A 4,811-nucleotide genomic window follows, 5' to 3' on the forward strand; every position below is an offset into this window, starting at 1 on the left:
CAGCAACCCTCAAATCATCTCTTCCTACAATCCAATCCCACGCAACTCGGCATCGATCGCTCAAAACGGTCACGTTCCCGAAATCGTCGGTCACCATCGCCGAAATACGCACCAATCTAGTGATGGCAGTTGTCGGAAATGTCCTGGTACCGCATCCCTTTGCAGCGATTGGCACAGCCGTCACTGCCGTGTCGTTCTCGCAAGCACTCCAGCCAATCCTTGAGTCGATTGCTGCCGCGCAGGCGGCTGATTCGCTTTTCAGCATTTCGCCCATTGAGGCGCTCGCACGTCAACGGATAGACACCGCTGCGGTCGCCGCCTGGGCTGCTGCGGGAGGGAGACTGCGCATGGCGGCCGTCGATCTTGACGACGGAGAGTTGCGGTATACAACAGAGCGCGGTGAATTTCTGGATCGCGAAGGCGCCAAGTTGCTAGAGCGTGGATTGCCGGTAGCGTGCATCAGAGCAAATGCGGTGGTCGAGGCTATCAAGAGGGAAATCGTTGGTCTTGCAGCAAAAAGCAAGTCAACCCACGGCGGCGCCATATTCCGGGAGCTGTCTGACAAGTTCAAGGAGCTCGGCAAGGCCGTTCAGCTCCTCAACGAATGCATCGAGGGCAACCCCTTGGTGCTTGCGCCGAAGCGCGTTGATCGAATCACCGGGATGATTGCGTCTGCCTCCATGCCCTCGTTTTTCGAGCCAGTGAATATCTTCGGGCATGGGTACTCGGATGGCGGTTTGCGGACCGTTCTTCCCACAGAAATCGCTCTGAAGTGCAATCCGGCGCGTCTGATCGCCGTCCAGTCCTCAAGGGGCAATGTTGATGAAGCGCAGGTCAATGTGACTGGCATTATTCCTATTGGCCTGCGCGCCTTGCTGGACATCGCGATCAATGAGCTATCGCACCGCGATGCGCACCAGCCCAAGGGTTTGAGTCTGCCTTGGTTCCAGTTCATTGAACCCCGGCTCGACATCCACACCACCTTCACCGTTTACCCGGCGTTTGTCAGAAACCGAATGGCGTACGGCTACATGTGTGCGGCAGACGAACTCGACCCGCCGGCAAGCCGAGACTCCCTCCGTCGTGCCATGGCGGCCGCTGATCGAATCAGCGTGTTGAGGTATGGCGCCGCGCGGCTGGAGTGCTGGTTGCAAGGGGAGCCTATTCCTCCGTACATGGTACGAATGGATCCGCCGTCGATCCCCCCGCAGGCATTGCTCGTAGTTGAGACCTTGCTCGGGATGAGGACGCAGATCGCAGCTCTGGTAGATGAGCGTAGGCAGTTGGACGCCAAGGTCCCAGATGGCACATCAGGCGGATGGGATGATCCTGCTGCTTGGTCCCAAACGGAGGTGCACCCCTGGAATCGATCAAGCCTCCCTGCAGGCGCATAGCGCCCTAGACGGGGTTGTAGTACTTTTCGTGCATATATGGAACCGGCGCCGATTGCAAGCTCTCCTATGACGTCAAAACGGTCGATCAAACTAAAATGACTGGCTACGATCGCTGAAATCCGCACACAAGATATTCAACTACATGCGATTTTATTCTAGGAGGCTCATCATGTGCGATCCCCTGACTCGCGAACAAACTCTGACAATCTTTAAGCTGTACGAGGATAAGGGATGGGCAGTGAAACAGCAAATGCTTTCAACATTTGGTCTACTGACCCCGATTGTCTTCGGCCTCTTGGCATTCTGTGCGAAGGACTATTTTTCGCGCACAATCTCCACATCGACGATTGCAGCAGGCTGGGCAACCTTTTCATTATCTTTGCTATTGGCATTCTTAATTGTCCTGAGTCTAATACATTCCAATAAAGACTACACCCGATCGCACCAATTGTTGGCGCATGCCAAGACCAATGGGATTTTTCCGCAGGAAACCATGAGGATTCTTCAGGGTGAGGACACGAATCGCCATCCCTGGATGCGAAGTAGTAATTTCGGATACATTGGAGGGCAATTCATTGCCATACTGGGTTTAGGCGTCCTTCTCGTTGTGGTTTCCTTACTGTTCGCGTTGGCGATAACTCTACGCTCTTAGGGCGGGGTTAGCGGAGTAATCGGCCGACCCGCGCTCCAAGTCGCCCTGAAGAAGCTCTTTGCGCCGTCGGTGCTGGCGTAGCACCGTGGAACGCGGCGCCGGGGAAGACTGTGCTCCGCAAAATCTCGTCCGCTGTGCGGGGTACTGACGTTGAACGGCTGAATAGGAGAAGCGAGCGGCTCGGCGGCCGGCCGAGTCGGCTACAGGGACGCCGTTGTCGGTACCACCGAATGCTCGCAAGATTACCCCTGTTTGCTTGCCCACGCCGGCCTCGCGTTGCGCTTCAAGGCGTCCAGTACCAGATGTCAGCGTTGGTGATGAAGAGTCTCTCCCGGGCGAACATGCGCTTCAAATATCTCTTGCGTGGCCCTGCCCCGCCTTTCGCCAGGGACCGCTGCACAGCGCTCCACAAGATCGAACATCATGGTGAGGCCGGCACTACGGAACTTACGCGATCGTGAGCCGTGAGTCCGGCGAGTGAAGACACACGGGTCTGGAGTGCTACGCGCGCCTCAATCCGCTGGGACGGGCCACAGGTGCCACGGAGGTTTGCTCGTCGTCCGAGCCGCCGTTTGTCCGTGGAGCGGCGTCGCTCGGCACGTACTTCGTCCACTGTCAGCTTGTCGATACGCCTTGGCACAAGACCCCTTGGTACACCGACTCGATTCGGTCAGGCCCAGTGATGGTCATCCCCAGATCTTTCAAGAGTCCGTCCGATATGCCGTATATCCAACCGTGCAAGGTCACAGCCTGTCCACGCGACCAAGCGTCTTGTATCACCGTTGATTCCGCCACATTTACCACCTGTTCAATGACATTGAGCTCGCACAGCAGATCGTGCCGTCTCACGAGCGCAGCGCTTTCAAGCAGCTGCTTGTGCTTGGAGGCGACATCCTTGATGTGACTAAGCCAGTTGTCTGCCAAACCGACGCGCGTGTTGTTTAAGGCAGCTAGCACACCCCCACATCCGTAGTGCCCCACCACCATCACGTGCTCGACCTTCAACTGGTCCACTGCGAACTGAATAGTTGACAGGCAATTCAAGTCCGTCGCCACCACCACGTTCGCAATATTTCGATGCACGAAGACCTCACCTGGATCGAGCCCGGTGATCTGGTTGGCGGGAACCCGCGAATCGCTACATCCAATCCACATGTAGCGCGGGTTCTGCTGCGCCGTCAGCCGCCGGAAAAAGCCCGGTCGATCTCGCTCCATCTCCGCCGCCCACAGACGATTGTGTTCAAACAGTTCTTGCAGATGGACGTTCATACGGGTGGTCTTTGTTGTGGGATCACAGGACACGCCGGGTGATTTTGCCACCGCAAGACGCCAAGCTCCACGGTACTGAGAAGTCCGTTCTCAAGAATTTACCCAGCGTTGAGGGTTTCCAGGTAGTCGTCATCGGATATGAACGCATCCTAAAGAGCGAGATCAATTCTCCCTCTGGCGCCGCTGGTGAACAGCCGGCCTTGCGGAAGTACCCCGCGTTGCCTTGGACCGCATGTGGCTCGCGCTTCAGCAATTCCCTTGGCCGAAGCGTTCGGTTGGTCAGGATCATCTGGCTTTGATGGGCTTGCTTTTGCCGGTGTGGTTTGGTCGAATCTCTCCGTCGACGTCGCAGGTAGGGAGAGTCGATGCAATTTCAACGCAGAAAACTGCTCTTCGCGACGGATGCATTTTTGACGTTGTCGAGCATCAATGTCGCCAGAGTTCGCAAACGCTCCCGCGTCAGCCTGGCGAATTCGCGGTGCGTGCGGCGCGCGTCTTCGTCTGCGGGTATCGGCTCATGCACCACCGACCACACACGCTCGCCGCGATGATGGCGTAGCAGCATTGCCAACAGCTTGTCGCCATCGAGCCGGTTAGTTTTGGCCCGTCTGGCGTGTCGGTTCACCTCGATGCTGGAGGAGTCGACCACGATGTTGTCGACTCCCTGCTCAATCAGCCAGCGATGCAGCCACCAGCCGTCGCGACCGGCTTCGTAGCAGGAGAGCACCTTGGCCTGCGGCTCGAGTTTGCAGCGCTCCCGGGCCTTGAGAATGCAGTGCACAACTGCGGCCGTGTCGCCCGCATCCACGTTGTACCGGCTCGCGCCGTGGTGACCGTCGCTGACGGTCAACTTCCACTATTTGTCGCCGAGCTCGAAGCTCATATACAACTCGCCCGCGAGCGCCGTATCCTTGTCTTGTGGGGCTGTCTGGGTTGTTGACATTTCCATCTTATATGGACGCCTCCCGTGCAACAAGCGAGTTCTTGAAGTTCTGATTGGGCGGTAATGACTGCAGTCTTATATCCGGCCTGTTCGTGCAGATCGGACTGAAGTCCGCCGCTGGCCTTGATGGTCATTCGCGAGGTCGGTGCTCATCTCCTTTGGCGGGCTTCGCACGATGCTTGCCCAGATGGAAATCCAGCTTTTCCCAACCCGCGGTCCGACCGCTTCACCATCACTTCATCGACTCGACTCACGCACTCTTTTGCGGCTTTCGCTCCTATGGTCTCAATGTCTCACGTTGTGATCTAAGCCGCCTGCGCTCTCGCGCCGCAGCCACTTGGCGGATTACTCTTCCACTCCGCTTGGTACACCTGCCCGTGCGCCACAAGCGCCCAGGCCGTGCGAGCCAGCTTGTTGGCCAACGCCACCACCGCCACGTTGAGCGGCCGGCGTCGCAGCAATTCTTCGAGCCATGCGGGCTTGACCCTCACATGCGTGATCACCGCACGCGCGCCGTGGATGAGCAATGTCCGCAGGTAAGGGTCCCCCCGCT

At 57.6% G+C, this 4,811-nt stretch carries 2 protein-coding genes and 3 pseudogenes; 2 read left to right on the forward strand and 3 right to left on the reverse strand.

Annotated elements, in window-relative coordinates; genetic code table 11:
- Positions 1 to 1,394 (forward strand): annotated as a pseudogene (locus tag QTH97_RS36575) (hypothetical protein); the annotation flags it as partial.
- Between the two features lie 169 nt (positions 1,395 to 1,563).
- Positions 1,564 to 2,046, forward strand: coding sequence for a hypothetical protein (locus QTH97_RS36580; RefSeq protein WP_286573663.1), 483 nt, complete (start codon positions 1,564 to 1,566; stop codon positions 2,044 to 2,046).
- 615 nt (positions 2,047 to 2,661) lie between these two features.
- Here the strand turns inward: QTH97_RS36580 and can are convergent.
- The 3 genes and pseudogenes from can to QTH97_RS36595 all read right to left on the reverse strand — a co-directional run.
- Positions 2,662 to 3,315: a carbonate dehydratase gene (gene can, locus QTH97_RS36585; RefSeq protein WP_286573664.1), complete on the reverse strand. Its 654-nt coding sequence runs from the start codon at positions 3,313 to 3,315 to the stop codon at positions 2,662 to 2,664.
- A 409-nt stretch (positions 3,316 to 3,724) separates the two neighbouring features.
- Positions 3,725 to 4,258 (reverse strand): annotated as a pseudogene (locus QTH97_RS36590) (IS110 family RNA-guided transposase); the annotation flags it as partial.
- Between the two features lie 305 nt (positions 4,259 to 4,563).
- Positions 4,564 to 4,811 (reverse strand): annotated as a pseudogene (locus QTH97_RS36595) (hypothetical protein); the annotation flags it as partial.

Source organism: Variovorax gracilis (genome assembly GCF_030317115.1).
Taxonomy (GTDB): Bacteria; Pseudomonadota; Gammaproteobacteria; order Burkholderiales; family Burkholderiaceae_C; genus Variovorax; species Variovorax gracilis.